The 26,775-nt window shown below is 71.3% G+C and carries 24 protein-coding genes; 8 read left to right on the top strand and 16 right to left on the bottom strand.

Going from position 1 to position 26,775, the window contains the following annotated elements; translation table 11 throughout:
- Positions 1 to 371: 371 nt before the first annotated feature.
- Positions 372 to 1,316, bottom strand: a complete 945-nt coding sequence (locus GT007_RS13255; protein ID WP_160122097.1) for a 3-hydroxyacyl-CoA dehydrogenase NAD-binding domain-containing protein — start codon at positions 1,314 to 1,316, stop codon at positions 372 to 374.
- A 286-nt stretch (positions 1,317 to 1,602) separates the two neighbouring features.
- On the opposite strand from GT007_RS13255, the gene metZ reads away from it, so the two are divergent.
- From metZ to apaG, 3 genes are read left to right on the top strand one after another with little or no spacing between them, the layout of a single operon-like run.
- Positions 1,603 to 2,814 carry an O-succinylhomoserine sulfhydrylase gene (gene metZ / locus GT007_RS13250; protein WP_160122096.1) on the top strand — a complete coding sequence of 404 codons (1,212 nt, stop codon included), beginning with the start codon at positions 1,603 to 1,605 and terminating at the stop codon, positions 2,812 to 2,814.
- Between the two features lie 10 nt (positions 2,815 to 2,824).
- Positions 2,825 to 3,436, top strand: a complete 612-nt coding sequence (locus GT007_RS13245; RefSeq protein ID WP_160122095.1) for a LysE family translocator — start codon at positions 2,825 to 2,827, stop codon at positions 3,434 to 3,436.
- Between the two features lie 2 nt (positions 3,437 to 3,438).
- Positions 3,439 to 3,846, top strand: a complete 408-nt coding sequence (gene apaG / locus GT007_RS13240; protein WP_160122094.1) for a Co2+/Mg2+ efflux protein ApaG — start codon at positions 3,439 to 3,441, stop codon at positions 3,844 to 3,846.
- Positions 3,847 to 3,852: 6 nt separating this feature from the next.
- On the opposite strand, the gene GT007_RS13235 is transcribed toward apaG, so the two are convergent.
- Genes GT007_RS13235 through GT007_RS13225 form a run of 3 tightly spaced genes read right to left on the bottom strand, consistent with a single transcriptional unit; the run spans position 3,853 to position 8,499 of the window.
- Complete coding sequence (locus GT007_RS13235) at positions 3,853 to 6,441, bottom strand: MMPL family transporter (RefSeq protein WP_160122092.1); 2,589 nt, start codon at positions 6,439 to 6,441, stop codon at positions 3,853 to 3,855.
- A complete protein-coding gene (locus GT007_RS13230) occupies positions 6,431 to 8,104 on the bottom strand; it encodes a copper resistance D family protein (protein ID WP_160122091.1) in 1,674 nt (557 codons plus the stop codon). The genes GT007_RS13235 and GT007_RS13230 overlap by 11 nt, the downstream gene beginning before the upstream one ends.
- 5 nt (positions 8,105 to 8,109) lie before the next feature.
- Positions 8,110 to 8,499, bottom strand: coding sequence for a copper resistance CopC family protein (locus tag GT007_RS13225; protein WP_201451912.1), 390 nt, complete (start codon positions 8,497 to 8,499; stop codon positions 8,110 to 8,112).
- A gap of 163 nt (positions 8,500 to 8,662) precedes the next feature.
- Between GT007_RS13225 and hpnH the strand changes: the two genes are divergently transcribed.
- Both hpnH and GT007_RS13215 read left to right on the top strand, forming a co-directional pair.
- Complete coding sequence (gene hpnH / locus GT007_RS13220; protein WP_160122090.1) at positions 8,663 to 9,838, top strand: adenosyl-hopene transferase HpnH; 1,176 nt, start codon at positions 8,663 to 8,665, stop codon at positions 9,836 to 9,838.
- A 60-nt stretch (positions 9,839 to 9,898) separates the two neighbouring features.
- Entirely contained in the window at positions 9,899 to 10,570 is a 672-nt protein-coding gene (locus GT007_RS13215) for a DUF599 domain-containing protein (RefSeq protein ID WP_160122089.1), read from the top strand.
- Positions 10,571 to 10,580: 10 nt separating this feature from the next.
- Here the strand turns inward: GT007_RS13215 and GT007_RS13210 are convergent, their stop codons facing one another.
- The 9 genes from GT007_RS13210 to GT007_RS13170 form a co-directional block, all read right to left on the bottom strand.
- A complete protein-coding gene (locus tag GT007_RS13210; RefSeq protein WP_160122088.1) occupies positions 10,581 to 11,021 on the bottom strand; it encodes a host attachment protein in 441 nt (146 codons plus the stop codon).
- A gap of 72 nt (positions 11,022 to 11,093) precedes the next feature.
- The gene (locus GT007_RS13205) at positions 11,094 to 12,296 is read right to left on the bottom strand and encodes a hydroxysqualene dehydroxylase (RefSeq protein ID WP_160122087.1); all 1,203 of its coding nucleotides are present in this window, start codon (positions 12,294 to 12,296) and stop codon (positions 11,094 to 11,096) included.
- Complete coding sequence (locus tag GT007_RS13200) at positions 12,296 to 13,927, bottom strand: squalene/phytoene synthase family protein (protein ID WP_160122086.1); 1,632 nt, start codon at positions 13,925 to 13,927, stop codon at positions 12,296 to 12,298. Before GT007_RS13200 ends, GT007_RS13205 begins: the two co-directional genes overlap by 1 nt.
- Positions 13,924 to 15,015: a glycosyltransferase family 2 protein gene (locus tag GT007_RS13195; RefSeq protein WP_160122085.1), complete on the bottom strand. Its 1,092-nt coding sequence runs from the start codon at positions 15,013 to 15,015 to the stop codon at positions 13,924 to 13,926. Before GT007_RS13195 ends, GT007_RS13200 begins: the two co-directional genes overlap by 4 nt.
- Entirely contained in the window at positions 15,012 to 15,800 is a 789-nt protein-coding gene (locus GT007_RS13190; RefSeq protein ID WP_160122084.1) for a lysophospholipid acyltransferase family protein, read from the bottom strand. Before GT007_RS13190 ends, GT007_RS13195 begins: the two co-directional genes overlap by 4 nt.
- 4 nt (positions 15,801 to 15,804) lie before the next feature.
- Positions 15,805 to 17,370: a phytoene desaturase family protein gene (locus GT007_RS13185; RefSeq protein ID WP_160122083.1), complete on the bottom strand. Its 1,566-nt coding sequence runs from the start codon at positions 17,368 to 17,370 to the stop codon at positions 15,805 to 15,807.
- Positions 17,371 to 17,380: 10 nt separating this feature from the next.
- A complete protein-coding gene (gene crtI, locus GT007_RS13180) occupies positions 17,381 to 18,943 on the bottom strand; it encodes a phytoene desaturase family protein (RefSeq protein ID WP_160122082.1) in 1,563 nt (520 codons plus the stop codon).
- Positions 18,944 to 19,059: 116 nt separating this feature from the next.
- The gene (locus tag GT007_RS13175; protein WP_160122081.1) at positions 19,060 to 20,637 is read right to left on the bottom strand and encodes an acyl-CoA dehydrogenase; all 1,578 of its coding nucleotides are present in this window, start codon (positions 20,635 to 20,637) and stop codon (positions 19,060 to 19,062) included.
- A gap of 20 nt (positions 20,638 to 20,657) precedes the next feature.
- Positions 20,658 to 21,794, bottom strand: a complete 1,137-nt coding sequence (locus GT007_RS13170; RefSeq protein ID WP_160122080.1) for an FAD-dependent oxidoreductase — start codon at positions 21,792 to 21,794, stop codon at positions 20,658 to 20,660.
- 82 nt (positions 21,795 to 21,876) lie between these two features.
- Here GT007_RS13170 and GT007_RS13165 point away from each other — a divergent pair, with 82 nt between their 5' ends.
- Positions 21,877 to 22,599, top strand: coding sequence for a maleate cis-trans isomerase family protein (locus GT007_RS13165; protein WP_160122079.1), 723 nt, complete (start codon positions 21,877 to 21,879; stop codon positions 22,597 to 22,599).
- Positions 22,600 to 22,684: 85 nt separating this feature from the next.
- Here the strand turns inward: GT007_RS13165 and GT007_RS13160 are convergent, their stop codons facing one another.
- Positions 22,685 to 23,053 (bottom strand): YkvA family protein, encoded by a 369-nt coding sequence (locus GT007_RS13160; protein ID WP_160122078.1) that lies wholly within the window; start codon positions 23,051 to 23,053, stop codon positions 22,685 to 22,687.
- Positions 23,054 to 23,161: 108 nt separating this feature from the next.
- Here GT007_RS13160 and GT007_RS13155 point away from each other — a divergent pair, with 108 nt between their 5' ends.
- Entirely contained in the window at positions 23,162 to 23,518 is a 357-nt protein-coding gene (locus tag GT007_RS13155) for a hypothetical protein (protein ID WP_160122077.1), read from the top strand.
- The gene (gene gluQRS, locus GT007_RS13150) at positions 23,515 to 24,324 is read left to right on the top strand and encodes a tRNA glutamyl-Q(34) synthetase GluQRS (RefSeq protein WP_160122076.1); all 810 of its coding nucleotides are present in this window, start codon (positions 23,515 to 23,517) and stop codon (positions 24,322 to 24,324) included. The genes GT007_RS13155 and gluQRS overlap by 4 nt, the downstream gene beginning before the upstream one ends.
- Positions 24,325 to 24,521: 197 nt before the next feature.
- On the opposite strand, the gene GT007_RS13145 is transcribed toward gluQRS, so the two are convergent.
- Complete coding sequence (locus GT007_RS13145) at positions 24,522 to 25,520, bottom strand: NAD(P)H-dependent flavin oxidoreductase (protein ID WP_160122075.1); 999 nt, start codon at positions 25,518 to 25,520, stop codon at positions 24,522 to 24,524.
- 30 nt (positions 25,521 to 25,550) lie between these two features.
- Positions 25,551 to 26,606 (bottom strand): TauD/TfdA family dioxygenase, encoded by a 1,056-nt coding sequence (locus GT007_RS13140; protein ID WP_160122074.1) that lies wholly within the window; start codon positions 26,604 to 26,606, stop codon positions 25,551 to 25,553.
- Positions 26,607 to 26,775: the final 169 nt, after the last annotated feature.

Genomic DNA, 26,775 nt, shown 5'->3' with positions numbered 1-26,775 from the left:
TGCTCGATGCCGAAAGCGGAACCTTGCGCCGTTCCGGGCTGGCTCGATCGAGCCAGCCCGGAACGTCGTAGCAACACTGTTACCTAGGCTGCCGGTCTAAACTGTTACCAAGGTTCACGGTTGTAGACCCCCGAACCCCCACCAGGGGCGCCGCCCCTGGACCCCGCCAGGACCGTGCTCGGTCCTGGACCTAGAGCGGTTTGGCGTTGACCATGGGAAGGCGTTTCCCTTTGATATTCATAATATAATTGGCGCCGAATTGTCAGGTTGGGCGTCAAACTCATGGGTTCCAAGGGCCTTTCGGCCTTTGGCGGGGTGGTCAGGGGCAGAGCCCCTGACTGGGGGGCTCGGGGGCGACGCCCCTGAGTGCCTCAGCCGTCCTCCGCCAGCGCCTTCAAGCGCCGCAGCAGGGCCTGATCCCGCCGGGCCACCGCCTGGCGGAACGCCTCGGCATCCGGCGTGCCGAAGGCGTCGATCAGGATCTGCCGCGTGGCGGCGTCCAGGTGCGGGGTGCCCAGATCGGCCCACCACGTCTCCATGGCGGGGCCCAGATGGTCCAGGAAATGCTTCACCCCGCCCGGGCCGCCGGCCAGGCTGAAGGTCTTGCTGGGGCCCATGATGGACCAGCGCTGGCCGGGCCCGGCGGAGACCGCCAGGTCGATATCCTCGACCGAGGCCACGCCCTCCTTGGCCAGATGCACCGCCTCGCGCCAGATCGCGGCCTGCAGGCGGTTGGCGACATGGCCCACCACCTCCTTCCGAACACGGATCGCGACCTTGCCGATGGCGCGGTAGAAGGCCAGCGCCGCCTCGACCGTCGCCTCGGATGTGGCCTTGCCCGGCACCACCTCCACCAGCGGGATCAGGTGCGGCGGGTTGAAGGGATGGCCCACCACCAGCCGCTCCGGGTGTTGCATGCCGGCCTGCAGGTCGCTCGGCATGATGCCGCTGGTGGAGGAGGAGATGATGGCATCCGGCGCCAGGCGGGATTCGATGCGGGCGTAGGTTTCGCGCTTGATCTCCAGCCGCTCGGGCGCGTTTTCCTGCACGAAGCCGGCACCGGCGGCGGCGTCCTCCGGCGCCGCGTGGAAGCTCAGCGCCTCCAGCCCCGCCGCCAGCCCCACCTTGTCCATGCCCAGCGCCTGCATGGCGGGCCAGGCGTCGGTCACGAAGGCGCGCATCCGCGCCTCGGCGCCCGGCGCGGGGTCGCTCGCCCGCACCTTCAGCCCCGCGGCCAGGAACAGCGTGGCCCAGCTGGATCCGATGAGGCCCGCGCCGATTACGGCGATGGTCTGGGGCAGGGGATGCGTGGTCATCCGGCGTTTCTCCCTGGCGGCGGGTGAAGCCCCGCCTGCCTTGCGTTCCGGGGCATCATCGTCCATCGCGGCCCCGGGATGAAGGGGGCACTCTTGACGCGATGGCCCCCCCGGCGCTTGATGCCCGCGCTCGCGATTTGTCCGGCCAGCTTGCGGCGAGCTGTCATTCCCCACGGGATGGCGTGAAAAACAAGCGCGCTAAACAGGCCGAAGCGGAGCTATGATGCTCCGCCTCGCCCCCTCACCATCTGGGGGCCGGACGCCCGTTCGAGATTTGAGGCAATCCATGGCACTCCCCGACCGTCCTCTCCGCCCCGCCACGCTGCTCGTGCGCGGGGGCACGCTCCGTTCCAACCATGCCGAGACGGCGGAGATCCCCTACCTCACCTCCGGCTTCGTCTATGACAGCGCCGGCCAGGCCGAGGACACTTTCGAGAACCGCATCGAGCACTACCAGTATTCGCGCTTCGGCAACCCGACGCTGACGATGCTGGAAGACCGGCTGACCGCCCTGGAAGGGGCCGAGGCCTGCCGCCTGACCGCCACCGGCATGGCCGCCGTGCACGCCGCGATGCTGTCGCACCTGAAGACCGGCGACCATGTCGTGGCCTCCCGCGCGCTGTTCGGCTCCTGTCACTGGATCGTGGCGAACCTGCTCGGCCGTTATGGCATCACCCACGCCTTCGTGGATGGCGGCGACTTGGACCAATGGAAGGCCGCGCTGTCGCGCCCCACGGCCATGGTGCTGCTCGAAAGCCCCTCCAACCCGATGCTGGACCTGGTGGACATCGCCGCCGTGTCGAAGCTGGCGCATGCGGCGGGCGCCCTGGTGGTGGTGGACAATGTGTTCGCCACGCCGCTGCTGCAGAAGCCGCTGCAGCTGGGTGCGGACATCGTCACCTATTCCTGCACCAAGCACATGGACGGCCAGGGCCGCGTGCTGGGCGGCGCCGTGCTGTCCAACGCGAAGTGGGTGAACGACGTGCTGCAGCCCTTCGTGCGCAACACCGGCCCCGGCCTGTCGCCCTTCAACGCCTGGGTGATCCTGAAGGGGCTGGAGACGATGAAGCTGCGCGTGGACGCCATGTGCCGCAGCGCCGCCGCGATCGCCGATTTCCTCAGCGAGCGCGCGGAGATCAACCGCGTGCTGTACCCGCACCGCCCCGACCACCCGCAGCACGCCCTGGCGCTGAAGCAGATGAGCGCCGGCGGCACGCTGGTCGCCCTCGAACTGAAGGGCGGCAAGGAGGCGGCCTTCCGCTTCATGGACGCGCTGAGGATCATCGACATCAGCAACAACCTGGGCGACAGCAAGTCCATGGTGACGCATCCGGCCACCACCACCCATCTGCGCATCGGCGCGGAGGAGCGGGCGAAGCTCGGCATCTCCGACGGCGCGGTGCGGCTCTCGGTGGGCCTTGAGGATGTGGCGGACCTGATCGAGGACCTGGCCGAGGCGCTGGACGCCGCCTCGCCGCTGGCGCTGGCCGCCGAATAAGGGGAATGGCATGAGCTTTGAGACCTGGGCCGGCTTCGTCGCCGCCACGCTGGTGATGCTGGCCATTCCGGGCCCGACCATCCTGCTGGTGATCGGCCAGTCGCTCGGCGCCGGGCGGCGGCACGCGCTGCCGCTGGTGGCGGGTGTGGCGCTCGGGGATCTCACGGCCATGTCGCTGTCGCTGGCGGGGCTGGGGGCGGTGATGGCCGCCTCCGCCCTGCTGTTCACCGCCTTCAAATGGGCCGGCGCCGCCTATCTGGTGTGGCTGGGCGTGAAGCTGTGGCGAGCGCCGGTCACGGCCGGGGCGCTGCCGCCGGTCAGCGGGCGGCGGGCGATGCGCGATGCCTACGTCGTCACCGCGCTGAACCCGAAATCCATTGCCTTCTTCGTGGCCTTCGTGCCGCAATTCATCGATGGCGCGGCGCCCTTCGCGCCGCAGGCGCTGGTGCTGGTGGCGACCTTCGTCACGCTGGCGGCCTGCAACGCGCTGGCCTATGCGCTGCTGGCCGGGCGGCTGTCGGGTGCCGTCACCCGGCCCGGGGTGCGGTGCGTGTTCAACCGGCTGGGCGGCGGGGCGCTGATCGGCGCCGGCGTCGCCACCGCCGCCATGCGGCGGGCCTGACCATGGCAGCCCCCAGCTTCACCGCCACCACGCGCGGCATCACCGTCTCGGTCCAGGCCTTCTACCTGGAGGACCAGTCCGAGCCCGAGCGCGGGCAATATGTCTGGGCCTATCGCGTCAGCATCGCCAACCAGGGCGAGGCGACGGTGCAGTTGCTGAAGCGCACCTGGCTGATCACCGATGGCCAGGGCCGCCAGCAGCGCGTGCATGGCGACGGGGTGGTGGGCGAACAGCCGGTGCTGGAGCCGGGCGAGGCCTTCGAATACACCTCCGGAACCCCGCTCTCGACGCCGTCGGGCTTCATGCGCGGGCTGTACCACATGATCGACAGCCTCTCTGGTGAGCCGTTCGACGTGGTGATCCCGGCCTTCAGCCTGGATTCCCCGCACGAGCCGCGCGGGGTGCACTGACCTCCCTCAGCGCGGCTCCTTCACGAACACCGCCAGCATGGCCGGCAGCAGCAGCATCACGCAGCCCAGCGAGTAGATCAGCGACACCCCCAGCACCACGCCCATGCTGGCCGTGCCGGGATGAGGTGAGATGGCCAGCGCGCCGAAGGCCGTGGCGTTGGTCACGGCCGAATAGATCACCGCGCGGTTCAGGGGGCTCGCCAGCAGGTTGCGTTCGCCCCGCACCCAGGCGGTGACGTAGTAGATGTCGTAAGCCACCCCCATGCCGAACAGCAGCGGCAGGGCGATGATATTGGCCAGGTTCAGCTCCGGCCCGAACAGGGCGCAGTGGGCCAGCGTCATCAGCCCCGCGATGGCCAGGGGCGCGATGGCCAGCAATGACAGCCGCAGGCTGCCCAGCTGCACCAGCAGCAGCCCCAGCACCAGCACCACCGCGATCACGCCCGCCACCAGGAACGCCTTCTGCACGGTGGCGGAGGAGGCGGAGGTGGAGATGGCGGCACCGCTCGCCTCGGGCGCCACGCGCTGCACGGCGGCGGCAAATTCGCGCATGGCATCGCCATTGTGGCCCTGGATGCGCGGCGCGATCTCCACCCGGGCGCGGCCATCGGCGGTGATCCAGTCCGCGCGCAGATCCGCCGGCAGGTCCCCCAGCGCGACCGGCCGGGCGGAGAGCAGGGCCGTCACCTGCCGCATGGTGGTGCGCAGGCCGGGCAGCAGCGCCTCGGCCAGGGCTTCCCGCTGGGAGGGGTGGGCATCGGCCAGGCGGATGAAGGCGGCGCCCAGGCGGCGGGCGTCGCGCGCGGCCTGGTCATCGCCGCGGGCGCCATGCAGGGCGGCGCCGGCCTGGGCCAGGGCGGCGGCGGTCTGGATGTCGGTGGGCGGCGTGCCGGGCGTGGTGGCCAATGTCGGGCCCATCAGCATCGCCGCGTCCTCCAGGATCGCGAGCTTCTCCGGCTGGCCCTCGGGGATGAAGCTGGCCAGCGTCAGCGCCCGGCCGACCTGGGGCAGGGCCTCCAGCCGGCGGGCCAGGGCCTGGGCGGCCTCCAGGTTCGGGGCCAGCGCGTCCAGCGTGTTGGGGTTGGTGTCCAGGCTGCCCATCAGCTCGATGAAAGTGGCCACCGATTCCTTGCCGGGGTCGCGCAGGTTGATGGGGTCGGTGTCGAAGCGCAGCAGCGGCAGGGTGGCGATGCAGGCCAGCGCCAGCACGCCGGCCGCGATGGTGACACCCCGCGCCCGGCGCAGCAGGAAGGCATCCAGCGGCGCGAAACCCGGATAGCCGACCTCGCGCCCCTCGGCCTCCGGCCGGGCCAGCAGCATCAGCGCGGGCAGCAGCGTCATGGCCATCAGCCAGCCGATCAGCATCCCCACACCCGAGATCAGCCCGAGCTCCCGCACGCCCAGATATTCGGTGGGGATGAAGGCGAAGAAGGACAGGGTGCAGGACATGGCGGCCAGCGTCATGCCCGGCCCCGCCACGCGGGCGGCCTGCAGCAAGGCGGGCATCAGGGCGCCGGCGGCGCGGCGCTCGGCCCGGTACTGCACGGCGTACTGGATGCCGAAATCCACGCCCAGGCCGATGAACAGCACGGCGAAGGCGATCGAGAGCGGGTTGAACCGGCCCACCGCCAGGATGCCGAAGGCGGCCGTCCAGACCAGCCCCGCCACCACGAGGATCATCAGCGGCCAGATCAGCCGCCAGCTGCGCAGCGCCATCCACAGCAGCAGCACCGTGAAGCCCAGCGAGAGCACCACATTCTCCACCGCCCCTTCGGACAGGGTGGAGAATTCCTCATCGGCCATCGGCACGCCGCCGGTCAGGCGGATGGTCACGCCGTTCAGCATCAGCGGCACGGCGGCGTTGCGGATCGCCTCCGTCGCGCTGCCGCCGGCGGCCAGATGCGAGAAATCCAGCACCGGCTGCACCAGCACGAAGCGCCGGGTCTCCAGCGTGCCCGGGGTGCGGCCGGTCATCATCACCGCCCAGTCGGGCTCGGCCACCTCGCCGCGCAGCGCGGCCTCGGCCGCGCGGGCGAAGGCCGCGAGGGGCCCCGCCAGCGGCTGCAGGGTGGTGTCGCCGCGCGCAACCCCCTCCATGGCGGTGCGCAGCAGATCGGCCACGCCCCGGATGGAGGGATCGGCCGCCAGCGTGCCCAGCAGGGGCTGCGCCTCGATCAGCCGGTCCGCCAGGGATTGCACCTCGGGCAGGGAGAGGTAGAGGGCGGCGTTCCGCTCGAAGAACGGCCCCGCATCGGGGCGGCGGACGGAGCGGAACAGATCCGCCCGGCTGCGCAGGCGGGTCGCCAGATCCTGCGCCGCGCGGTCGGCCGCGGCCCCGGTGGGGGCATCCACCACCACCGCGATCAGGTCGTCCCGCTGGGGGAAGGCCTCGGAGATCGCGCGCTCCGTCTGCCGCCAGGGCAGGTCCTGCGGGAAGAGCAGGGAGACATCGGAGGTGAGTTCGAACCGCGTGGTGGCGATCCAGCCCGCCGCCCCGGTCACGGCCGCGTACAGCAGCACCATGAGCTTGGCGTGACGCAGGCTGAACCCCACCAGCGCCGCGACGGCGCGGGAGACGTAGGTGTCAGGCTTCACGGTAGAAAATGAGGATCAGGCTGATGAAGATGAGACAGGCGGGCCAGGTCCAGCGGCCAAGCCGGGCCAGCCAGCTTTCGGGCTCGCTGCGCAGTTCCACCCAGCGGGCGCAGGCCGCGATCACGGACGCGGCGCCCAGGGGCAGGTGGGAGAGTTCGACCAGCAGCGCCTCGCGGATATTGGCGATGGCGTGGGTGTGCGCCAGCAGCAGGAAACCGCCGGCGGCCATCGAGAGCGGAAACACGAAGGCCGCCGCCGTGCGCTTGCCCGACAGCCGCACCAGCCATTCCGACACCGCGAAGATCACCACCAGGAAGGAGAGCAGCTTGTGCTGCAAGGCCTCCGGGTCTCGCAGCGAATCGAGGAAGGAGATCTCCCCCATCGGCCAGGCCTCGGGGTCCGAGCGGAGGAACAGGAAGGCCGCGAGGCCCATGAACAGCAGCGGCCAGTGGCGGGCCAGCGGCACGCGGCGGGTGGCGTCCAGCAGGGCCGCGAGGCCCACCGCCAGCACGATGAAGCCCGCGATGTTGTGGTTGTACTCGCTCCAGGCCAGGTCGAAGGCGTTGCGCGGCGGCAGCAGCCCCTCGCCGGGAATGAAGGCCTGCGGCCGGTCGGGCGCCTGGCGGGCCTGGTATTCGGCGTTCAGCTGTTCCTGCAGGTTGGGGATGGCCAGGTCCCGATGGTCCGGGGAAATCAGGCGCGGGGCCTGGGGCGTGAAGCGCTCCACGATCTCATGCCATTCCACGCGGTCGTCGGGCAGGTCCACGGCGGGGGGCACGCTGGTCAGGCTGGCGGCGATGCCGAAGACGCAGATACCCGTGATCACCTCGCATTCCACGAAGCGGCGCACGCGCGGCAGCACGCTGCCGGCCTGGCCGCGCGCGAAATGGTGCAGCAGCAGGAAATTGCCCAGCCCCAGCAGCAGCAGGAAGCCCATCAGCACGGATTTCGTCAGGCTCATGGCGCCATAGGCGGTGCCGTACAGCCCCTCCGGCGAGCCGATATAACCCAGGTAGAAGCCGATGATGCCGCCGATGATGCACAGCACGCCGGCTGCGGCCAGCGCGGAATAGCGCGTGCCCACCGCCTGCGCCGCGGCCGGCGCCCAGGGCAGGCGCAGCGCGGCCAGGAAGGCCGGCAGCCCGCCCAGCCACAGCGCGGCGCCCAGCTGGTGCAGGGCGGTGGCGGCCAGCATGGGCGCGCGCGCGTCCTCACGCGCCATGGCGTGGCTGCCCGCGACGGCGGAGGCCAGCATGCCGAGCCCAGCCACCGCCAGCAGCCCGGCCCGCGGGCCGCGCGGTGCCCCGCCCGGCGCCAACGCCAGCATGGCGAGCACGGTGAAGCCCATCACCCCCGCGCCCGAGAGCACGAAACCCGCCCCCAGCGCCGGGCCGAGCCCCACATCCAGCGAGCCCATCAGCGCGATGGTGCCCAGCCCCACGGCCAGCAGCGTGGTCCCCAGCGTGGCCCAGCCCGCGGCCAGCGCCACCCGCCGGGCCGAATCGAGCATCAGCGCGGCCTCCTGCGGCTGGAACCGCGCGGCCAGCGGCCCGGCCAGCAGCAGCAGATAGGCGAGCGAGCCGATGGTGACGCTGCGCGCGATCAGCGCCAGCGACCGCAGCACGACCGAGAGGAAGCCATAGAGGTCGAGGAACAGTTCCACGCGCGTCAGCCCGCCACGGTGAAGAAAACGTCACCCCGGGTGATGTGGCCATCCAGCGCCAGCACCTGCCAGCGGAAGCGCCAGGCCCCGGGCGTAAGCGGCTGGGTGGTGCCCGCCATCTCCGTCACCGGCATGCCCGGTTCCAGCTCCACCCGCACCTCGTCGGCGGTGCCGCCGCCGCCGCGCCGGGCGGGCGCGACCAGGATCTGGCTGCGCTCATGGTCGATGCGGCTGTTGAAGAAGATACGGATGCGCAAGGGCCCGGGGGGCACGGTGGCGCCGGCCGCGGGCTCCGACCGGCGCAGGATGGCATGGGCCTGCGCCTCCGGGATAGCGGCCGGCACGGCCAGCAGGACAGGGGCGGCCATCACGGCGCGGCGGGACATCTGGGGCATGGGCGCGAAACTAGGTCCGGCCCCTCGGCCATGCAACCTGGAGAAACCTTGCGAAACCTTGCGGGAGTGCCATGTCCAGGAACCTTTGGCACTGCGGCAACGCATGCTATAGGGCTGCACTTCGGTGCGGCTTTGCACCCAGATTCCAGGAGCGACCCGCCGGATGGGTATTCCTCTTTCTCAGCAGGCCAAGGTGGCGGCCTATGTGCTCAAGCAGCAATTGTCGGGGCGCAAGCGCTTCCCGCTGGTGCTGATGCTGGAGCCGTTGTTCCGTTGCAACCTGGCCTGCGCCGGCTGCGGCAAGATCGACTATCCGGACAAGATCCTGAACAAGCGCCTGACGGTCGAGGAATGCCTCGGCGCCGCCGAGGAATGCGGCGCGCCCGTGGTGGCGATCGCGGGCGGCGAGCCGCTGCTGCACAAGGAAATGCCGCAGGTGGTCCAGGGCCTGCTGGACCAGGGCCGCATCGTGATCCTGTGCACCAACGCCCTGCTGCTGGACAAGCGCATGGACGACTACAAGCCGCACCCGCGCTTCATCTGGGACATCCACCTGGACGGCGACCGCGCGCAGCACGATTGGGCCGTCAGCCAGGAAGGCGTGTACGACCGCGCCGTGGCCGCCCTGAAGAAGGTGCGCGAGAAGGGCTTCCGCACCGCCATCAACTGCACGCTGTTCAACAACGCCGATGCCGAGCGCACCGCGAAGTTCTTCGACGACGTGACGGCGATGGGCGTGGACAACATCATGCTGTCCCCCGGCTATTCCTATGAGCGCGCGCCGGACCAGAAGCACTTCCTGAACCGCCAGGCGACCAAGGAGCTGTTCCGCGACGTGCTGTCGCGCAACACCGGTTCCAAGGGCGGCAAGCCCAAGTGGCGCATGGGCAACAGCCCGCTGTTCCTGGACTTCCTGGCCGGCAACCAGTCCTATCACTGCACGCCCTGGGGCAACCCCACGCGCAACATCTTCGGCTGGCAGCGCCCCTGCTATCTGCTGGGCGAGGGCTACGCCAAGTCCTTCCAGGAGCTGATGGACACCACCGAGTGGGACAAGTACGGCGTCGGCAACTATGAGAAGTGCGCCGATTGCATGGTGCATTCGGGCTTCGAGGCCACCGCCGCGATCGATGCCATCAAGCATCCGATCAAGGCCCTGACCGCGCAGTTCCGCGGCCCGCGCACCTCGGGCCCCATGGCGCCCGAGATCGACCTGACCAAGCAGCGCCCGTCCGAATACGTGTTCAGCAACCATGTCCAGAAGGTCATGGAGGACATCGCGCATGAGCCCGCGCGCGGTGCCAAGCATGGCGGCAGCGGCAAGGTCGCGGCCGAATAAGACCGGCCTGTCATCATCCGGGGCGTGAGATGCACGCCCCGGCTATGCTAGACCCGCCGCATGCCGCCGCTCACGCTTCTCGACTGGATCGCCTTCACGGTCTTCGTGCTGTGCTGGCTGGTCTATGCCTATGTCGTGGACCGTATCCCGAGCATCCGCGCCAACAGCGTGATCGCGGCGATGGACGAGCACCGCCGCCGCTGGATGGTGGCCTCCCTGGGCCGGGACAACCGCATCGCGGATATCGCGACCATCGGCAACCTGATGTCCTCCACCTCCTTCCTCGCCTCCACCTCCATCTTCATCCTGGGCGGGTTGATGGCGCTGCTGGCGGCGCCCGATGTGGGGCGGCGGGTGGTGGCGACGCTGCCCTGGGCCGAGGCGCCGAACGAGGCGATGTGGGAGGTGAAGATCGGCCTGCTGATCGTCATCTTCATCAACGCCTTCTTCGAACTGACCTGGGCGTTCCGGCAGTTCAACTACACCAGCACGCTGGTGGTGGGCCTGCCGGTGGATACCAGCGCCGTCGCGCGCGCCGAGGCCGCGGCCAAGGTGGTGAACCGCGGCGCCAAGCACTTCAACACCGGGCTGCGCAGCTACTATTTCGGGCTGGCGGCCCTGGCCTGGATCATCCATCCGGTGGCGCTGATGATCGTCAGCCTGGTGGTCCTGTACGAACTGCACCGGCGGGAGTTCCGCTCCGCCGTGCGGGAAGCGCTGCACCAGCCCTGAGGCGCAGGGGCTAGGCCTCCGTCAGGTGGGGCACCAGATCGTGCAGCGCCATCTTGGTCAGGTCCTTGTTCAGGCTGGCCTTGAGGCGCTTTTGCGTCTCCGCCCCCAGCGCGTCGCGCAGGTCCCCCAGGAAGGCGGGCGGGGCGACCAGCAGCAGGCTGGCATAGCGCCCGGCGCTGGCGGCCTCCTCCAGATCATCGGCCAGGCGTTGGGCGAAGGCCTGCTTGGCCATCCGGTGCGGGTCGCTGCGGGGCTCGATGGCGTGGCGGGTCGTGCCGGCACTCTCGTTCACGCGGCCCGGGCGCTCCGAACCCTGCTCATGCGAGAGTGGATTGTCGATCGTGATCGCCTCCTCCGTCAGTTCGGACCAGGGCGCGATCTCATTGGGGCGTCGCAGGATGCGGGCGTGCTGGGCGTCCGCGATCAGCGCCCATTGGGTATAGCTGTGCATGGAACCGTTCTCCCGGCCGTTCGGGCCGGGGGTGAACAGAGCACGGCGGGGGGGCGGCCGCCATGATCCTGATCAAGCCAGCGCCTTCGCCGCCGCCTGGCCGGAGCGCACTGCGGCGTCGATGGTGGCCGGCAGGGCCGGCCAGCACCAATCCCCGGCCAGGGCCAAATTGGGCAGCGGCAGGCGGGGCGGGCTGAGCGGGCGGCCCACCCGGTGGCGCGGCGTGGCGCGGCGTTCCTTCACCACCCGGCATTCGGGCGTCATGATCGGCCATTCGCCCGGGATGCCGAAGGCTGCGACGGCGCGCAGGATCTCTCCCCAGGCGCGCGGGGCCAGGCTGTCCACATCCTCCCGCGCCTCCGCGTCGCCGGCCGAGACGGTGACCGAGACGCCGGAGGGCCGCACCAGCACCCATTGGCACAGCGCGCCCAGGAAGCCGATGAAGCGCACCGGGCCCGCTCCGGTGCGGGCGAAATGCAGGTTCACGATGGGGGCATGGGCCTCTGGCACCCGCAGCCCGGGCAGCAGCCGGGCCGATTCCCAGGGCGGTGTGGCCAGCACGGCGGCTTCCACCGGCACGCGCTCACCCAGCTCCAGCGCCACCAGCCGGCCATCGGCCACCTCCAGCCCCCGCAGGCGGGAGTTGAAGCGGATCTCCCCGCCTAGGCGCGCGATCTCGCTCAGCGCGGGCTGCACCAGGTCGGGGCCCAGGCCGCGCTCGGCCACATAGAGGCGCGTCGCGCCCGGCCCGCCCAGCCGCCGCAGCACCTGCGCCAACCGGGCGGAGGACGCCTCGGTGGAAGGCGTGTTCAGCGTGGCCACCACCAGCGGGTCGATGAAGCCGCGATGGAAATCGGGGTGGGCGGCCATCGCCTCGGCCACCGGGCGGTCCCGGCCGAATGTCATGCTGGCGGTGGCCAGCAGCGCGCCCAGGGATAGCCCCGGCGGGCGCCTGTCCGCCCGCAGCCAGCCGCAGGGCGACAGCGCGATGCGCCGGGCCGCGCCATCGGCGCAATCCAGCACCGGCAGGCCATCGGGTTCGGGTTCCACCCAGCGGTCGCGGGTGCCGAGTTTCTCCAGCAGCCCGAGGGCCGCCGTGTTGGCGCCGACCAGGGCGTGGGTGCCGTTGTCCGTGCCATCGGCCAGCGCCCGGGCGCGGCCGCCGGCCCCCGCCGTCGCCTCATGCAGCACCACCGGGCGCCCGGCCTCCAGCAGGGCCAGGGCGGCGGAAAGCCCCGCCACCCCCGCGCCGATCACATGCACGGGCGCCGCCATCAGCCCCAGCCCAGCGCCATGCGCGCCATGGTCAGCTTCTCGGTCTTGGTCAGGCGCGGGCGGGGGCGCGGGCCTTCCCAGCCACGGGCCCGCAGGCGCTGGAACAGGCGGCCATAGCCCCACATCATGACGCGGGCGGGGCGCAGGGCCTCGGCGTCATAGCGGCCCATCTCGGCCTCAGCGCGGGCGAAGCCGGCGGCGGCTTCCTCCGCCAGCCGGGCGCAGATGGCGGCGAAGCGGGGGTGGCGCACGATGTCGCGCGCTGGGCCGTCCGGGATGCCCTCGGCCGCGAGCAGGGAGAGCGGGATATAGACGCGCTCGCGCTCCGCATCCTCATCCACGTCGCGCAGGATATTGGTCAGCTGGAAGGTGTGGCCGAGGTCGAGGCCCCAGCCCTCGGCGTTGGTGGCGCCGAAGATGCGCACGGCCATGGCGCCCACGCTGCCGGCCACGCGGCGGCAATAGAGGGCCAACTCACCCTCATCGGCGATGCGCACGCGGTCTCCGGCATCGGTTTCCATGCCCGCGATCATCGCCTCGCATTCCGCGCGCGGGATGGCGAATTCGCGGCAGGCGAAGGCCAGTTCGCGCGACAGCACGCAATCCGGCCGGTCCAGCTTGGCGCGCCAATCGGCCAGGAAGCGGCGCTTCTCGGCCTCGGGCATCTCGCCATCGGCGATGTCGTCCACCGCGCGGCAGAAGGCATAGACCCCCCACAGCGCCCGGCGGCGCCCGCCCCGCAGCGCCTTCATGCCGCGCGCGAAGGAGGAACCGGCGCGCGCCACCCGCCCCGCCACCAGCGTGGCGTCGGCGGCGGGCGCGAAGGGCGCGCCGATGGCCGCGGCCGCGAAATCCAGCTTGCCCAGCGCCACGCGTCCCAGCACCGGGTCCGCCGCGCGCAGCTTGGCCAGCAGGCGGCGGGCCAGGTCGATCGTCACCTTGGACTGCATCGCCAGGCGTTTGGCCGAGACCAGGCGCGGCAGGGCGTGGGCGCGGTCCAGCTCCTCCTCCACCCGGTCCAGCGCGGCATCCAGGATGGCGCGGCGCAGCGGGTTGGCGGGGTCGAAGAAGGCGGCCTCGCCGCCCGCGATCGCCATCCAGCTTTCGGGCATGTAGATGCGGGACAGGCGTTCCCGGTCTGGCACCAGGTCCTGCAGGTGGTTCAGGATCTGCAGGGCGGTGCACAGGCCGTCGGACGCCGCCAGGGCCTCGGGCGCCGTGGTGCCGTGCAGGCGCAGCAGCATGCGGCCCACCGGGTTGGCGCTGCGCGCGCAGTAATGTTCCAGCGCCGCCCAGTCGGCATAGCGGGCCTGGACGGAATCCTGGCGGAAGGCCTCTAGCATCAGCGCGGCTTCTTCGGTGCCGACGCCCGCGCGGTGCATGCCCGCGGCCTCCCGCACATGGGTGGCGGGGTCGGCCAGGGCGGCGCCCATCGCATCCAGCCGGCGCAGCTTTTCGGCGGAGGGCAGGTCGGGGCTGTCGGCGATGTCGTCGGCGACCCGCACGAAGCGGTAGAAGGCCATCACCTGGCCGCGCACCGCGGGTGCCAGCATCAAGGATGCGGTGGGGAAGTTTTCCGTGTCATGGTCCCGGGTGGGCGTTTCGGACACCGCGAGCGAGTCTGCCGTCATGGCCTTGTTGTGGCCGGATATGCGCGCCCTTTCCAGCCCGCCTTGAGGCCCAGCAGCGCACGAATCAGCGCATTCCACTGAATGGCGAGCGCCACCGCGACACCTGCCGGGTGTAGCGCCACGGTCCACAGCGGCTCCCGCACGCGCCAGGCGATGGCGGCGCGCAGACCGAAGCCCAGGGCCAGCGCGGCGAATGCCCGGGGATCGGGCAGCAGCGCCCAGGGCAGCAGGTGCCCGCCCGCTAGCAGCACCGTCCACACCGGCAGGCCGAGCGGGGTGGCCATCCCCTCATGCGCGTTCTTGGAGAATCCGGCCCAGGCCTCGCGGAAGCCGCGATACATGCGGCAGCTGGCCAGCCGTGCCCCGTCCACGATTTCCGTGTCATGGCCCCGGGCGCGCAGCAGCCGGGCCAGCGCCAGCCCGTCATGCAGCAGGGCGCGGATAGCCCCATGCCCGCCCACGGCGCGATAGGCGGCGGCCTCCACCAGCACCAGCTGGCCGCAGGCGGCGGCGAGGGCGGGGTGGCGCGTCGCGGCCCGCCCGCCGAAGGGCAGGTAGCCCTGCATCAGGAAGTTGATGCAGGGGACGGTCAGCCCCTCGCCCAGGCTGGCGATGCGCTGGCGCGGCACGGCGCTGACCAGGGCCAGGTGCCGTTCCTGCGCATGGACCGCCAGGGCGGCCGCCGCGTGCGGGGCCAGGCGCACATCGGCGTCGATGAACAGCAGATGGGTGCCGCGCGCGGCGGCGGCCAGTTCGGCGCAGGCATGCACCTTGCCGGTCCAGCCCGGGGGCAGGGGCGGCGCGCGCAGCAGCCGCACCCGGGCGTCGCGCGCCGCGAGATGGGCCACGATCTGCGGCGTGGCGTCGGTGCTGCCATCGTCCATCACCAGGATCTCGACCTCGGTGCCCAGGCTGGCGCGGGCGGCGGCCAGGCAATCGGCGATGTTCGCCGCCTCGTCCCGCGCCGGGATCAGGATGGAGACCAGCGTGCCCCGGCGGGGCGTGCCGCGCGCGCGGCACAGGCGGGGCAGGTTGCCGGCGGCGAGCAGCACCGGCAGCAGCGCCAGGGCAAGGGCGAGCCAATTCATGGGGTGCTTCCATGGCGCGGGTCGTGCCGCTGGCCGCGCAGCAGGGCGCGGGCGAATTGCCAGGCGCCATACACGCCGCCCATGCCGGCGCGCCCTTCCAGCAGCGTCTCGAACCGCGCCGGGTCGCGGCTGATGGCGTCGGCGGCCAACCGGTCCTGGGTGGCGGCCAGCGCGGCGCGCAGGGTCTCGGCGCGGGCCGCGCGCGGTTGCTCCAGCAGGGTTTCGGCCAGGATGGGCGGGCCGAAGGCGGCCAGCGCCTCCGGCCGGGGCTCGGTCCAGAACGGGTATTCCAGCGCCAACGGCAGGAAGGCGGCGCGCGGCGCGATTTCGGCCAGGCGCAGCACGCCGGGGGCCAGCGGCAGGGGGCGCTCGCGCACATCCGCGAAGCGGCCGGGGGCGTTGACCCACAGCATGCGGCGAGGTTCGGCCAGCACCTGTTCCGCTACCCGCAGGAAATGCACGGCGCCGCGCGGGCTGCCCTGTTCCACCCCGAACACGCCGATGCGCCGCATGAAGCCGTATTTCGCCAGCGCCGCCGCGTCCATCGGCGTGAACAGCGCGCGGCCGGGCATCAGGCGGCGGTGCAGCAGCATGAACAGCACGCCGTCCCACCAGCCAGGGTGGCTGGCCAGCACCACCAGCGGCCGGTCCGGCGGCAGTTGGGGCGCGCCCCAGCGGGCCAGCCGCAGCGCCGTCATGCCGCGCGCGAAGCGATGGGCGAAGGCGGCGTCGAAGAACCTCACCATCCGGGGCGAATACAGCGCGAGGGGCGAGGGCGCCGGCATGGCCCTAGGCGGCGGTTCGGCTGCCGGCCAGCCGCGCCGCCTCGTCCATCCCGCGCCCGCCGAGGTCCTTGTCCAGCGTGTCGGCCGCGATCCAGCCGCTCATCATCACCATGGGCATGCCGGGGCCGGGATGGGCCGCGCCGCCGCACAGGTACAGGCCCTTGATATCGCGCGACCGGTTGCCCGGCTTGAAGGCGCCGGTGAAGGTGCCGTGGCTGGCCAGCCCGTAGATGGCGCCGTTCAGCACCTTGTAGCGGTCATGGATGTCCTGCGGCGTCAGATGCGCCTCGGTCACGATGCGGTCCTCGATATCCGTCAGCCCCGCCGTGCGCTTCAGCTTGTCCAGGATCACCTGGCGATAGGCGGGGAACATCCGCTTCCAGTCATGGTGCGGGCGCAGATAGGGCGTGTGGCACAGCACATACAGCGCCTCCCCGCCCGGGGGCGCGGCCGTGGGGTCGCTGAAGGAGGTGGCGGCCAGATAGGCGGTGGGGTCGGGCGCCGGTTCGCCGCGCTTGTAGATGGCGTCGAACTCCTCCTCCGGATCGCGGGAGAAGACGAAATCATGGTGCGCCAGATGCTCGTAGCGCTTGTTCAGCCCCAGATAGAGCACCACCCCGCTGCACGCGGCCTCGAAGCCCTTCGCGGCATAGGCATCGCCCACGGCACCGCCCACCAGCTCGGTATACGTGCGGATGGCGTCCATGTTGGAGATGACGGCATCGCAGGCGAGGCGCTCGCCATCGGCCAGCACCACGCCGCGCACCGCGCCGTCGCGGATATCCAGCCCCGTGACCTCGGCGTTGGTGCGCAGCTCGGCGCCGAGGTCGCCCGCCAGCTTCGCCAGCCCCTCCGCCACCGCGCGGGTGCCGCCCACCGGGTACCACACGCCCTCGGAGGCCTGCATGTCCCCGATCGCGCACAGCACCGCCGGCGCGGCATAGGGGTTGCTGCCCACATACTGCATGTAGTGGTCCAGCATCTGCGCCAGGTTCGCGTCCGGCACATGCTTGCGGATGACGCCCGCCGCCGACTGGCCCATGCGCAGGGCCATCACGTCGCGCAGCACCTCGGGGCGGAAATTGTCGGCGACGTTCATGGTGTCGCCGATGCCCTCCACCGGGCGCCAGAAGAAGAACTTCTCCGACACGTCGTGCAGGTGGCGGGCGACCTTCTGGAAGCGGCGGTAGCCCTCACCCATGCCGCGGCCGGGGGCCACGCGCTCGATCTCGGCCAGCATCGCGTCCATGTCGCCCAGCAGGTCGGCCCGCGCGCCGTCCTCGAAGAAGCAGCGCCATTGCGGCTCCAGCTTCAGCAGCGGCACGTGTTCGGCCAGGGCGCGCCCGGCCTCGGCGAAGATGCGGCGCAGCACGCGCGGCACGGTCAGGATGGTGGGGCCCATGTCGAAGCGGAAGTCGCCCATCGGGCTCGGCAGGGTCAGCACCGCCGCCTTGCCACCCAGCCAGGGGTTGCGTTCCAGCAGCGTCACCCGGTGCCCGCGCGCCCGGGCCACCGCCGCCGCCGCCAGCCCGCCGAGGCCGGAGCCGATCACCACCACATGCGATGCCATGACGTTCCCCTTATTCCGCCGCGACCGTCAGGCCGGGCATGTGTTCCGGCAGCCCCATATCACGCAGCAGCAGCCGGGTGGTGATGCGCGCGCCCTCATAGATCACCGGCAGGCCGCTGCCGGGATGAGTGCCGCCGCCGACCAGGTACAGCCCCTCCGTATCCTGGAAGCGGTTGCCGGGGCGGCGGTGCAGCATCTGGCCGAAATCATGCGCCAGGTTGAAGGTCGCGCCATGGCCCACGGCGTAGTCGTCGCGCCAATCCTCGGGCGTCACCACGCGCTCATACCGGATGCGGGCGCGCAGGTCGGGGATGCCGAGCGCCTCCAGCCGGTCCAGCACCAGTTCGCGGAAGGCAGGCAGATCCTTGTGCCAATCCGCCCCGCCCAGCAGGTTGGGCACGGGGGCCAGCGCATACAGCGCCGTGTGGCCTGGCGGGGCCATGGTGTCATCCGTGGCGCCGGGGTGGTGCAGGTACAGGCTGGGCGCGTCCGGGATCTCGCCGCGCTCGATCTGCGCCAGGTTGCGCATGTAGTCCCGCGCCAGCAGCACGGTGTGATGCGCGAGGTCCGGGCAGGCGCCCTCGATCCCCAGATACAGCATGAAGGTGGAGCAGGAGTAGCGCGCCCCCCCGATGCGCGTGTCGGACCAGCGGCGGCGCAGCGCGTCGGGCACCATCCGCGGCATGGCATGGGCGAAATCGGCGTTCATCACCACCGCGTCGGCCGCCACATGCCGCCCGCCCACCATCAGGCCGTCGGCGCGGCGGCCGCTGAAGCGGACGCGCTCCACCGGGCTGTTCAGATGGATGCGCACGCCCAGCCGCTCCGCCACCCGCGCCATGGCGGTGGAGATGCCGCCCACGCCCCCGCGCACATGGAACACCCCGTGCTCGTATTCCAGGAAGGACAGGATGGTGAACAGCGAGGGGCAGCGGAACGGGCTCATCCCCAGGTATTTGGACTGGAAGGAGAAGGCGAGGCGGATGCGCGGGTCGCTGAAATACCGCTTCAGGTCGCTTTCCACGCTCAGATGCGGGCGCAGCAGCGGCAGCGCCTTCAGCATGGGCAGGTTGAACAGGTCGGAGGGCGAGAGGATCGCGTTTTCCAGGATGGGCCGGAAGGCCGCCAGCTTGGCGCGGTTCTCCGTCATGAAGCGGGCGAAGCCCTGGGCATCCCCGGGCGCGATGCGGGCGATGGCCGCCTGCATCGCCGCCTGGTCGGGCGTCGCGTCCAGCACCAGGGGCGGGCCGTCCTGCTCGAAGACCAGCCGGTACTGCGGGTCCAGCCGGATGAGGTCCAGCTCCTCCTCCAGCTCCGCGCCGCATTGGGCGAAGATCTCGCGGATGATGCGCGGATAGAGGAAGAAGGTGGGGCCGAGATCGAAGCGGAACCCCTCCGGCGTGGACAGGGTGCGGGTGCGCCCGCCCACCACCGCGTCCTTCTCGAACACCGAGACCTTCAGGCCCCGCGCCGCCAGCAGCATCGCCGCCGCCAGCCCGCCGGGCCCCGCGCCGATGATCGCCACATGCGCGGGCGGGCGCGACACAGCGGGGGCGGCGAGCGGGGCGTTCATCGGATCCTTGTGCCCCCCGGAAGGGGAGCTGATTCGAGAAGAATTCGGCGTGACGTCCATGGCACGTTACATGACATGGTCGTTAGAATATACCAGAGGTCTCCACTCGGATTTTATCAGGCCGCCAGCAGGGCCAGCAGCGCCTCCGCTTCCCCCAGCTGGGCCAGGGCGGCGCCCGCGCGCGGCAGCAGCCGGCGCAGGTAGAACTCCGTGAGCGGCCTGTACCCGGGCTCCAGCGCGGCGGCGCGGGCCAGCATCCAGCCACCCAGCACCCAGCCGGCGGCTTCCTGATAGGCGGTGGCGCCGGCGGCGGCCTCATCGGGGGTGGCGGCCAGCATCGCGTGCGTGGCGGCGGTGAAGCCCGCCAGCGCCGCATCCAGCACGGGGTGCAGGCCGGCGGCCTCCGCCAGCAGGGCCAGCATGGCGGCACCCTGGTCGGCGCGCAGCTTGCGGTGCACCAGGTCCAGCGCCTGGATGCCGTTCGTGCCCTCATAGATCGGCGCGATCCGGGCATCGCGCAGCACCTGGGCCGCGCCCGCATCCTCCACGAAGCCCATGCCGCCATGCACCTGCACGCCCAGGCTCGCGACCTCCAGGCCACGGTCGGTGGACCAGGCCTTCACGATGGGCGTCAGCAGCGCGAGGCGGGTGGCATCGCCCGAGGCCGCCTCCAGCGCCAGCAGCCGCATCGCGAGCGTGATGGAGCGCATCTCCGCCAGCATGCGCGCCACATCGGGGTGGCGTGCGATGGGCATGCCGCCCTGCTCGCGCATAGCGGCGTAAGCCTCGGCCAGCGCCAGCGCCTTGGCCCCTTGGCCCACGCCCTGGATGCCCACCGAGACGCGGGCGTTGTTCATCATGGCGAACATGGCCGGCAGGCCGCGATGCGGCTCGCCCACCAACTCGGCCTCCGCGCCCTCGAACAGCATCACGCAGGTGGGGCTGGCATGGATGCCCATCTTGCGCTCCAGGCCTCCGCAGCGGACGGCGTTCATGGTGCCATCCGCCTTCACCCGCCGCGCCGCGAACAGGGAGATGCCGCGCGAGCCCGCCGGCGCATCCGGCAGCCGGGCCAGCACTAGGTGCAGCGTGTTGTCCGTCAGGTCATGGTCGCCATAGGTGATGAAGATCTTCTGCCCATGCAGGGCATAGAGGCCATCGCCCAGCGGCTCCGCCCGGGTGCGCAGGGTGGATAGGTCGCTGCCCGATTGCGGCTCCGTCAGGCACATGCTGCCGGTCCATTCGCCGCTGGCCAGATGCGGCAGCCAGGCCGCCTTCTGCGCGGGGGAGGCATGGCGCTCGATCGCCTCCACGGCGCCGGCGGTCAGCACGGGGCACAGGCCGAAGGCCATGTCGGCGGCGCTCACCATCTCCACCACCGCGCACCACAGGGCGAAGGGCAGCCCCTGGCCGCCATGCTCCTCGGGCGCGGGCAGGGACTGCCAGCCGCCGTCGCGCCAGGCCCGGTAGGCGGCGTGATAGGGGGCGGCGCAGCGCACCACGCCGTTCTCCAGCCGCGCGCCCTCATGGTCCGCCTTCTGGGCGTTGGGGGCCAGCACCTCGGCGCACAGGGTTTCGCACTCGGTCAGAATGGCGGCGATGCTGTCGGCATCCAGCACGCCGCCGCTGCGGCCCGGCAGGTCCAGCAGGCGGGTGAGGGCGAAGGTCAGGTCCTGGGCCTGGGTGGTGGCCATGCGAGTCTCCCTGTGTGGTTTTATGCGGTGCGAAGCAGTCCGGGCGCGGGGTTCTCTCGCCCCGCGGCCCAGCCCGCCAGATACGGCAGAAGCGCCGGATCGCCCAGCGCATTCGCCACGGCCTCACCCAGCAGCGGGCCGAACTTGAAGCCATGGCCGGAAAAGCCCGAGAGCAGCAGCGTGCCCGGGGCCAGGGTTTCCGCGAGGAATTCCTCGGCCGGTTCCACATCGTAATAACAGGCCCGGGCGCCGAGCGGCGTGAAACGGTCCAGCCCCGGGATGCGGCGGCGGGCGAGGGCGAGGATGGTCTCGGCCTCGGCCGGGGTGGCGTCGCGGTCGTCCTCGGCGTCGCCGGCCAGCGAGAAGCTGTGGTCGCCCACCTTGATGGGCGTGCCGCGCACCGGGGGCACCATGTAGAAGCCGCCTTCCTCCGCGAGGTCGAGCAGCATGGGCGCGCGGGACCAGGCGGTGGCGAGGTCCGGCGGGGCCGCGAGGCGCACGATGATCTGGCGGGAGGCGGTGACGCGCCCCTTCAGCCCCGGCAGCAGGCGCGGCGCCCAGGGGCCGGCGGCCACCACCACGGCGTCGGCGGTCAGCACCGTGCCGTCCGTCAGGGTCAGGCGGCGTTCGGCCACATCGCGCGCGGTGCCGCGCAGGAATTCCACCCCCTGCCGGGCCAGCCAGCCCGCGAGGCCCGCCACGATGGGCTCGGCCAGCAGCACGCCGCCGCGCGGGGTGAAGAAGGCGTCGGCCACGCCATCCCCGCTGAAGATCGGGAAGCGGGCGGCGACGGTGGCGGCGGTCAGGTCCTCCATCGCCAGGCCGTGGTCGCGCATGGCGGCGCGGCTGGCGGGCAGCCAGGCACCGGTGCCCTCATCCAGGGCCAGCACGCCGGTTTCCTCGTAGAGCACCTCGCCCAGATCGGCCCAGATTCGCGCCCAGGCGGCATAGGCATCATCGACCATCCGCATATAGCCGTGCTGGGCGCCATAGGCGTGGCGGATCAGCCGGTGATGGTCCACCGAGGCACCCACCGGGTTGGGCGGCGTCGCCTGGTCCAGCACGCGCACCTTCCAGCCGCGCCGGTGCAGGGCCCAGGCCGCGCTAAGCCCCATGATGCCGGCGCCGAGCACCAGCGCGTGTCCATGTCGTTCCATTTCTCCATTCTGCACCCGCGAAAGGCGTCGGCGAAAGGCCTTGGCGGAAGGGCGCCCGCCCCTGCACCATGCGGGGATGCTGATGCACGAGAACCCGGTGGGCATCGCCACCATCACCCCCTCCGGCAACACGGTGGTGGAGCGCACGACCATCGCCATGTTGCGGGAATTGCCCGGCGTGGCGCCGCTGTTCAGCCGCCTGCCGGTGCATGGCACCAGCGACCCCTTCCCGGACAGCTATGACGAGGCGGGGATGGGGGAGGCGGCGCGCCTGCTCTCCCACGCCAAACCCGCCGCGATCGTCTGGAACGGCAGCAAGGGCGGCGCGATCGGGCTGCGGCATGATGAGGCGCTGGCGATCGGCCTGCGGGCGGGCACGGGCATTCCCGCCGATACCTCGGGGCTGATGCTGCGGCGGCTGATGGCGCGGCGCGGCTTCCGGCGGATCGGGCTCGTCACGCCCTATACGGCGGCCTATCAGGCCCGGCTGCACCGGGGCTTCGCCGCCGAGGGGTGGGAGGTGGTGGCCGAGAGCTTCCTGGGGATGAGCGACAACCTGTCCTATGCCTCCGTGCCCTTCGCGCGGATCGCGGAGCAGGCAAGGGAGGTGGCGGCGCGCAAACCCGATGTGCTGCTGGCCTGGTGCACCAACTACGCCGCCGCCCCGGTGGCGGCGGAGGTGGAGGCTGCCACCGGCATCCGGTTCTGGGATGCGACGGCGCTGGGCGTGCTGGCCGGGCTGGCGGCCGCCGGGGTGGCGGAGCGCCCGGGGCCCGCATGGGGCAGCCTGATGGGGGAAGGCTAACCCACCGCCCAGGCCGCCAGGAAAAACACGCCGAGCCAAAACAGCCAGCCCGGCGTGCCGAGCAGCAGCATGAGCGCCAGCGTCATCACGCCCGCCCGAACAGCCGGGCGAACAGGTCCGCCGCGCGGTCCCGCACCTCGGGCGAGATGGCCTGGTGCGCCATCGCCAGGGCGGCGGCGATCACCGCCACGTCATCCCCGAAGCCCACCAGCGGCACGGCATCGGGCACCGCGTCCATCGGCATGACGAAATAGGCCAGCGCTGCCCATAGCGCCGCCTTCATGGTGCGCGGCGTGCCGTTGGCGCGCGCGGCCACCCACAATTGCAGCAGTCGCAGCACGGCGGGCCCGCCGATGCGGCGCATGCCGCCGCGCAGCCGAGCCATGAAATCGGCCTCCGGCGGGGGCGCGGCGGGGCCTTCCAGGGCGGGGCGGGGGTCGAAGGGCTGGTCCATGCGATTCCTTTGCGGCCGGCTTGCGGGCGGGCCTGATTGCTAGCTAGATTGATAGCTATCAGATCGTCTGATTGCAAGATATCTTGCTAGCAATTCGCCGGAGCCCGCATGGCCAAGACCCCGCCCCCCGAAACCCCCACCGAGGAAGCCGTCTTCCAGCGCGTGCTCGACCGCCTGCTGGCCGCCGGTTATGTGGTGGGCGACGCCGCCCTGCGCGGCGGCCGCCAGGTGGCCGGCGCCGTCGCCAACTCCGCGGGCTATGTGCAGGAAACGGTGGAGCAGGCGCTGTCCGGCGCCAAGGACGCGCAGCTGTTCTTCCGCGTGCCCTCGGGCCTGCGCAACAACCTCAAGCAACTGGCGGCCCAGCGCGGCCAGAAGATGGAGGAACTGCTGACCGAGGCGCTGGTCGAACTGCTGATCAAGCACGGCCGCCTGCTGCCCCCCGCCGACAAGCGGGAGCCGTGACCACCACCCGCTTCGCCCCCAGCCCCACCGGCGCGCTGCATCTGGGCCATGCCTTCTCGGCCCTGTTCGCCGCCGCGCGCGGCGACCGCTTCCTGCTGCGGCTGGAGGATATCGACACCACCCGCTGCCGCCCCGAATACGCGGCCTGGATCCTGGAGGACCTGGCCTGGCTCGGCCTGCGCTGGGAGGAACCGGTCCGGGTGCAATCCGCCCACGCCGTCGAACACCGGGCGGCGCTGGCCCGGCTGCGCCCCTTTCTCTACCCGTGCTTCTGCACCCGGGCGGATATCGCGGCGGCGGGCGGCGCGCCCCAAGGCCCCTCCGGCCCCGTCTATCCCGGCACCTGCCGCGACCTTTCCCCGGCCGAGCGCGAGCGCCGCATCGCCGCCGGCACCCCGCATGCCTGGCGGCTGGACATGGCCCGCGCCCTGTCCCACCTGCCGCCCCTGCATTTCACCGACCGCGCCCGCGGCTGCCTGCGCTGCGACCCGCTGGCCCATGGCGATGTCGTGCTGGCCCGCAAGGATGCCGGCCTGTCCTATCACCTGTGCGTCGTCTGCGATGACGCGGCCCAGGGTGTGACCCTGGTCACGCGCGGCGAGGACCTGCTGCCCGCCACCGACATCCACCGCCTGCTGCAAACCTTGCTGGAGCTGCCCGAACCCGCCTACGAACACCACCCCCTGCTGCAGGGCCCGGACGGCAAGCGCCTGGCCAAGCGCGACGGCGCCCCCGCCCTGCGGGACCTGCGCGCGGCGGGGATGAGCGCGGCTGAGGTGAAGGCACGGTTGCCCGGCTGGGGGTAGGGCGGACACGAGAGGGGCCTTGCCCCCCTCGTGCTCCCCCCACCAAAGGCCGAGGGGCCTTTGAAAACCGGGAGTTATTGAAAAGCCAGGGAGGGGACGATGTCCCCTCCCTGGCTTTTCAACTTCTGGGGTCCAGGGGCCTTTCGGCTCCTGGCGGGAGAGCGCGAGAGGGCAGAGCCCTCTCGCATCGCGCCCCCTCAGGCAGCGCGCCCGTGCCCCCACAGCGTGTTCACCAGCCGCGACGGTGCGCCCAGGCGGCTGCGGGCGGCCTGGTATTCGCCGGCCAGGCGGTCCACCAGTTGGGCCGCGGGCAGGATGCGGTCCACCACGCCGATGCCTTGGCCCGCGCCCCAGATGTCTTTCCAGCGTTTCTTGCGGTCCGAGGCGAAGGTCATCTGGGACGGGTCGGAGGTTTCGAGGTTGTCCGGGTCCATGCCCGCGTTGCGGATGCTGGGTTTCAGGTAGTTGCCGTGCACCCCGGTGATGAGGTTGGTGTAGACGATGTCCGAGGCGCCGGCCTGGGTGATCATGTCCTTGTAGGGATCGGCGGCGCGGGCTTCCTCGGTGGCGATGAAGGCGCTGCCGATATAGGCGAAATCGGCGCCCATCGCCTCGGCGGCCAGGATGGAGGCGCCGTGCGCGATGGAGCCCGACAGCGCGAGCGGCCCGTCGAACCAGGCCCGGGTTTCCTGCACCAGCGCGAAGGGGCTGAGGGCGCCGGCATGCCCGCCCGCCCCGGCCGCGACCAGCACCAGCCCGTCGGCGCCCTTCTCGATCGCCTTGTGGGCGAAGGTCTGGTTGATGACATCGTGCATCACATGGCCGCCATAGGCGTGGATGGCGTCGTTCACCTCGGCCCGCGCGCCCAGGCTGCTGATGATCAGCGGCACCTTGTGCCGGGCGATCAGCGCCAGATCCTGGTCCAGCCGGTCGTTGGATTTGTGCACGATCAGGTTGATGGCGAAGGGCGCGCTGGGGCGCTCGGGGTGCTTCGCGTCATGGGCGGCCAGGCGCTCGCGGATCTCGTGCAGCCATTCGTCCAGCTGCTCGATGGGCCGGGCGTTGAGCGAGGGCATGGAGCCGATGACCCCCGAGGTGCATTGCGCCACCACCAGGTCGGGTACCGAGATGATGAACAGCGGCGAGCAGATGACAGGCAGGCGCAGCCGCCCCTCGAGGCTTTGCAGCAGAGACATTGATTGTTCTTTCCTGGACGTTCGAAAAAATCAGAGGTTGAAGGCGGAGATCCCCGGCATGGCGCCGCCGCGCACCACCCCGGCCTCCGTGCGGCCCCATTGGATGGCGTGGCCGGGCGGCAAGGCGCGGGAGAAGCCGGTGGCGAGCCAGATGCGCATCAGGTTGCGCCGGGAGCCCGCCGCCGCGTCGTCCGCATAGGCGGTGCGGCCGTGATAGGTGGTGTGCTGGTTCAGGATCTGGATGTCGCCGGGGGTGAAGGGCTCCTCCACGCAGATCTCGTCGGCGACCTCCGCCAGCAGGTCCATCGCCTCGATCTGTTGCGGCGTCAGGGGCGGCACGCCGGGGGTGGCGGCGGCCATCTCCACATAGGTGCGGGAATACTGGCTGGTGAAGGCGCCGGTCGGCCCGCGGGAGAAGACGGGCATGGGGAACACCGCGTCCTCCGGCCGGGATTGCGGGCCTTCCTCATCCTGCGGGCGGCGGCGCCAGAAATCCTCGTAGAGCACCTTCAGCAGGTCGGGGCGGCGGCGGGCGATCTCATCATGGATGGCGATGGTCGAGACGACGCGTGACACGCCGCCCGAAATGCCGTTCGAGGCACAGAGCAGCACCAGAAGGTCGCATTTGTCGGTGTGGAAGCGCAGCGGCCCGGTGGAGCGGCTACGGGCGCGGGCGGAGAGCACGCCATCCTCCACGCTGCGGGCGGCCGTGCCCTCGTCCTTCACCTCGCCGATGATCTCGCCCTGGGTGTTCTGCGGCAGCGGCGCGCCGATGTTCACGCAGATGCCCCAGAACAGGCGGCGCAGCTCGGCGTGGGTGTAGCGCTCCACCGGAATGCCTGAGAGGCGGACGACGCCGGCGCCCGTCTCCAGCTCCCGCTTCAGCACGTCGAACAGGGGGGCGAGGGCCGGGATGCGGAAATCCGCGGCGCGGATGAAGGGCGGGTCCTTGGGGCAGGCATGCAGGGCGGCATCGAGCGCATCCAGCTCCAGGTCCAGGAAACGCCTGGGCCAGAAGCCACGCAGGGCGAGCTGGCGGCCGCGCCAGGCGGCGGGGCCTCCGATCGGGGTGAGCATGCCGTCCATGGGGCGCAGGGTTCACCCGACCGGTGGGTTGGGTCAAGGGGGATGGCGCGGGCCGAGAGGGGCTTTGCCCCCCTCGGGCTCCCCCCACCAGGAGCCGAAAGGCCCCTGGACCCCAGGAGTTTGGTGCCGGTCCTGGAAAGGTGTTTCTGTTTGATTTTAATAATGAAAA

The organism is Rhodovarius lipocyclicus (assembly GCF_009900765.1).
In the GTDB taxonomy this organism is placed as follows: domain Bacteria; phylum Pseudomonadota; class Alphaproteobacteria; order Acetobacterales; family Acetobacteraceae; genus Rhodovarius; species Rhodovarius lipocyclicus.
The sequence above is the reverse complement of the archived record's forward strand: the minus strand, read 5'-3'. Positions and strand labels throughout refer to the sequence as shown.